The following is a 4304-nucleotide window of genomic DNA, read 5'->3' as shown; positions in this document are numbered from 1 at the left end:
GTGTTCCTGCCGCAGATCATCATCATCTTCCTCTTCATCCTGCTGTTGGAGGATTTCGGCTACATGGCGCGCGCGGCGTTCCTGATGGACCGCATCATGGGCGGCGCCGGCCTGCATGGCCGCGCCTTCATCCCGCTGTTATCGAGCTTCGCCTGCGCGATCCCCGGCATCATGGCGACGCGGGTGATCGACAACCGCCGCGACCGCCTGACCACCATCCTGATCGCGCCGCTGATGACCTGTTCGGCGCGGATTCCGGTCTACACGCTGATCATCTCGGCCTTCATTCCAGCGAAACTGATCGGCGGCTTGATCAATCTGCAGGGGCTCGTGATGTTCGGGCTCTACGCCACCGGCATCGCCAGCGCGCTCGGGGTGTCCTTCCTGATCAAGTTCATGATGTGGCGCGATTACGCGCCGGCGCCGTTCATGCTGGAATTGCCTGACTACAAGATGCCGCGGGTGCGCAGCATCGCGATCGGCGTCTACACCCGCGCCAAGATGTTCCTGCAGCGGGCGGGCACCACCATCTTCGCAATGATGGTCTTGATCTGGTTCCTGGCCTCGTTCCCGCAGCCGCCCATGGGCGCCGAGCAACCGGCGATCAATTACAGCCTGGCCGCGATGATCGGCAAGGCGATCGCGCCGCTGCTCGCGCCCGTCGGCTTCAACTGGCAGATCGCGGTGGCGCTGATCCCGGGCATGGCGGCGCGCGAAGTCGCGGTCGCAGCGCTCGGCACCGTCTATGCCATCGAGGGCGGCAAGGAAGCCGCCGAGCAGATCGGCCATGTGCTGGCGACGAAATGGAGCCTGGCCACCGCGCTCTCGCTGCTCGCCTGGTACATCTTCGCGCCGCAATGCGCCTCCACGCTTGCCGTGATCCGGCGCGAGACCGGCGGCACCAAATGGATGGCGATCACGTTCGCCTACATGCTGGCGCTGGCCTACGTCTCAAGTCTTGCCACCTACCAGATCGCAGTCGCGTTCGGCGCGGGCTGATTATCGTTGGAGCATGATCTTTCGGAAAACCGGTACCCACTGTTCCGGATCGTGCCCAAATCACCGGAAATAGTCGAAAATCAGCTGCAGATCGGATTGAGAGGCGACGGCGCCGTTCAAATCGGCATCGATCACCCGACGGCACGCTTCGATGGCCGGCTCATCGCCGATGTCGTTGGCCGCTTCGAGCACCACCCAGGCGGTGTCCACCGACGGCTGGTCTGCGGCCGGCCCGCCGGAAAACCGGCTCAGAAGGTGGCGCACTTCGGCTTCGAGAAGGGCAATGTTCATCATCAATCTACCGAGGCCGGCTGTTCACATCCGCTGTCTCAATGCGCCTGAAGCAGAGGCTGCCGAGTGTGGCCGGGCCCGGCCGGCTCGTTGTGCTTGCGCGACTTGTAGAATTCCAGCACGCTCTTGGAGGTCTGGATGTTGAGCGAGCCGAAATCGCTTTCGAGATCCTTCAGATCCTTTGCGGTGATGCGGTGATCCTTGGCTCCGAGGAACAGCAGCGCCATGGTGGTGGCCCACGAAAAGCCGAGCGCCTTGGCGAGAACCAGCAGCATTTCCCTGTTCCTGTCGAGCAGGGCGCGCTCGATCACGTCGCCCGGCAATGAGCACAGCAGCGACAGCCCGATCGTGACTTCGTCGAAACGGTGCGACTTCGCATATCCGGCGATGCTGGCCTCATTGAGGTTGCCCTCGCGATACTGGGTCGCGACCACGCGTTTGGCGACAAAGTAGTTTCGTGAGGCGGGGCCGAATTTCGACTGCAGTTCGCCAGCGACGTCGCTCACGGTGGTCTGGATTTCCGACATCATCGCTGGGCGCTCGCGCTCCAGCCGCTTCTTGACGTTGTCGGACGCCTTGGCGATGAGCTGCTGGAAAACGTGCCTCGGGATGTCGCTGCGCAGGCCGAGTTGTTCGGCGAGGATCGAGTCACCCTCCGCCCGCGTGATCATGTGCAGAAAGCCGAAGTTCGACAGACGCGCTCCCTGGTTGCTCGCGACCGAGTTGACGACCTCGCGGTCGCCACGGCGCACCAGCACGTCGGTGACCTCCTCTTCGAGCGATTTTCGCTTGGAAATCGCGAGCAGATGCGGCTGGCCCTTGGTCTTGGCGGTGGCGACCAGCGCCTCCTTGTCGAGCCGCTCGGATTCCCGCAGCACGGGACCGGCGACCTCGATCGAATCGTCAAAGGCAAGCTTGTGGATGATGTTGGTCGGGGCCCGGTCGAACACGGCCAGCAGGTCCGACAGCTGGGCGCGCACCGCAACCTCGATCTCGTCGGTGAGCCGTCCAATGACCTCGCCGAAGGTCCAGATCTCCTCGTCGCTATAGCGGCCAGTGATCAGGAGATCCGTGGCGTGCCACAAGGCGCGCGTGCGGCTTTCCGCCGTCCCCCGGGCGATCGCATCGTCGAGATCCCGCAAAAACGAATGGACTTCGCCCATTTTGAAAAAACCTCAATTCGCGGACGACGCCGCCCAATAGCAGAACTGTCAGAGCCTACGAGACAAACGCAATCATTCCGTAAAGCCGGCAAATAAGTATTGCAGTTAAGAATTCGCTCAAATGCGCAGCAGTTTGTTCACCCTTCCGACCTCATGGTATGCACCGAGGCGGCGCCGGATCGGAACGGGCCCGCCGCCTCCACCACATAATCGCGAAACAACCTCACCAGCTGGGCGCTGCGTGCATCGGCCCGATTGACGAAATAGTAACCGGTCGAAAGCTTCAGCGGATGCTGAGCCAGCATCGCGAGCCTGCCTGCAGCCGCATGCGGCCCGATATAGGCCATGTCCGTCAGGGCAATGCCCGCGCCGGCGATTGCCGCATCCAGCGCCTGCGCCCGTGTTTCCACGGTCAGCCATTTCGAACGCTTGTTGGCAAGGGCGTGCTCGGTCTTCCATCTCGACCAATCCATGAAGCGCGACCGGGCCCGGATCAGCGGAATCCCCCGCCAGCCTCGTGCTGCCTTCGCGGCGACCTGCTCGGCGACCGGGGGCGCCGCAACCGGCATCAGCGTTTCCTTGAACAGCAGGGTCGCCACCAGCCCGTTCCAGGCGCCGTGGCCATGACGGATAGCGCAATCAAAATCCTCTAGGGCAAGATCGACCGCCCGCGTAGTGGTCGATATCGCCACCTCGATGCCGGGATGGCAGGCCTGAAATTCCGCAAGGCGCGGAATCAGCCAGTACGAGGCGAAGGTCGCGACGGTGGAGAGCCGGATCTGGCCGCGGTCGCGACGGAACGGCTGCAGCGCTGCCTCAATCCGCTCCAGTGCATCGCCCATGCCGGCGAGCAGCCGTTCGCCGTCCTCGGTCAGCACCAGCCTGCGGCCTGCCTTGCGCACCAGCGCGACGGCAAGCCGCTTCTCGAGTTCGGCGATCCGGTGTGACAGCGCCGATCGCGTCACGCCCAACCGATCGGCAGCCTCCGTCAGGCTGCCCAGATGCGCCAGCATGGACAACGCCGACAGTGCGCGGGCCGAGGGCGGCGCCGTGCTCGCCATAGCTCTCCCCAAGAATGACGGGTGAGATAATCTCACCGATCGCGCCCATCGATCAAGCTAACATCGGCCGCGTCAGCCGATGAGGGATCGAGGATGAGCATTGAGAATTTCCGCCAGCTCGCCGACTACAATCGCTGGGCCAACCTGCGTATCTACGCTGCGGCGATCGCGATGCCGGACGAACACTACCGCCGGCAGGTCGGCGTATTCTTCGGCAGCTTGCATGGCACGCTGAACCATCTGCTCCTCGCCGACCGTATCTGGCTGAAGCGGCTGACCGGCGAAGGCGACCCTCCGAGCCGCCTCGATAGCATCCTTTACGACGACCTCAAGATACTGGCCCGCGCCCGGATGGCGGAGGACGCACGCCTGAAACGCGTCGTCGACGGCTTCAGCGCCGCCGATCTCGGCGCCGAGGTCTCGTATCAGACAATTTCGGGCAAGCCGCAGCAGCAGGCGCTGCAGGACATCCTGCTGCATCTCTTCAATCACCAGACCCATCATCGCGGCCAGGCGCATGCCTGCTGCTCGATCGTCACTGGCACCGAGCCGCCGACGCTCGATCTTCTGGCCTTTCAGCGCGGCTTGGCCGCGCCCGGGCTCGCACTTTGACGTCTCACGGATTTGTCGGCGGCGGCGGTGTCAGCACCAGCGGCGGGCGCGGCTTTGGTCTGACCGGGGCTGGCCCCGGAGCCGGTTTGACGTCGATCGGCGGCGGCAGCGGCACGACCTGCTGACTCACGACCCCGGCGTTTGGCGCAGGCGTTGCCGTCTGTGGTGGTGTCTGCAC

The 4304-nt window shown here is 63.9% G+C and carries 5 protein-coding genes; 2 read left to right on the top strand and 3 right to left on the bottom strand.

The window, feature by feature from the left end; all coding sequences use genetic code 11:
* Positions 1-999, top strand: a 999-nt coding sequence (locus WCB02_RS09900; protein ID WP_423957860.1) for a nucleoside recognition domain-containing protein, incomplete at its 5' end; no start/stop codon positions are given.
* A 60-nt stretch (positions 1000-1059) separates the two neighbouring features.
* Here the strand turns inward: WCB02_RS09900 and WCB02_RS09895 are convergent.
* From WCB02_RS09895 to WCB02_RS09885, 3 genes are all read right to left on the bottom strand, one after another.
* Positions 1060-1290 (bottom strand): hypothetical protein, encoded by a 231-nt coding sequence (locus WCB02_RS09895; protein ID WP_423957858.1) that lies wholly within the window; start codon positions 1288-1290, stop codon positions 1060-1062.
* 38 nt (positions 1291-1328) lie between these two features.
* Positions 1329-2453, bottom strand: a complete 1125-nt coding sequence (locus WCB02_RS09890; RefSeq protein WP_423957857.1) for a DUF2336 domain-containing protein — start codon at positions 2451-2453, stop codon at positions 1329-1331.
* Positions 2454-2590: 137 nt separating this feature from the next.
* Complete coding sequence (locus WCB02_RS09885; RefSeq protein WP_423957855.1) at positions 2591-3514, bottom strand: LysR substrate-binding domain-containing protein; 924 nt, start codon at positions 3512-3514, stop codon at positions 2591-2593.
* Between the two features lie 93 nt (positions 3515-3607).
* Between WCB02_RS09885 and WCB02_RS09880 the strand changes: the two genes are divergently transcribed.
* The gene (locus tag WCB02_RS09880; RefSeq protein WP_423957854.1) at positions 3608-4126 is read left to right on the top strand and encodes a DinB family protein; all 519 of its coding nucleotides are present in this window, start codon (positions 3608-3610) and stop codon (positions 4124-4126) included.
* Positions 4127-4304 lie beyond the last annotated feature (178 nt).

Origin of the sequence: Bradyrhizobium sp., assembly GCF_049581145.1 — a bacterium.
Taxonomy (GTDB): Bacteria; Pseudomonadota; Alphaproteobacteria; order Rhizobiales; family Xanthobacteraceae; genus Bradyrhizobium.
This window is presented reverse-complemented; position numbering and strand designations above follow the sequence as displayed.

Excerpts from the sequence above, each read along its gene's own strand:
- WCB02_RS09890 (WP_423957857.1), bottom strand. The coding sequence starts at position 2,453 with ATGGGCGAAGTCCATTCGTTTTTGCGGGATCTCGACGATGCGATCGCC.
- WCB02_RS09885 (WP_423957855.1), bottom strand. The coding sequence starts at position 3,514 with ATGGCGAGCACGGCGCCGCCCTCGGCCCGCGCACTGTCGGCGTTGTCC.
- WCB02_RS09880 (WP_423957854.1), top strand. The coding sequence starts at position 3,608 with ATGAGCATTGAGAATTTCCGCCAGCTCGCCGACTACAATCGCTGGGCC.
- WCB02_RS09895 (WP_423957858.1), bottom strand. The coding sequence starts at position 1,290 with ATGAACATTGCCCTTCTCGAAGCCGAAGTGCGCCACCTTCTGAGCCGG.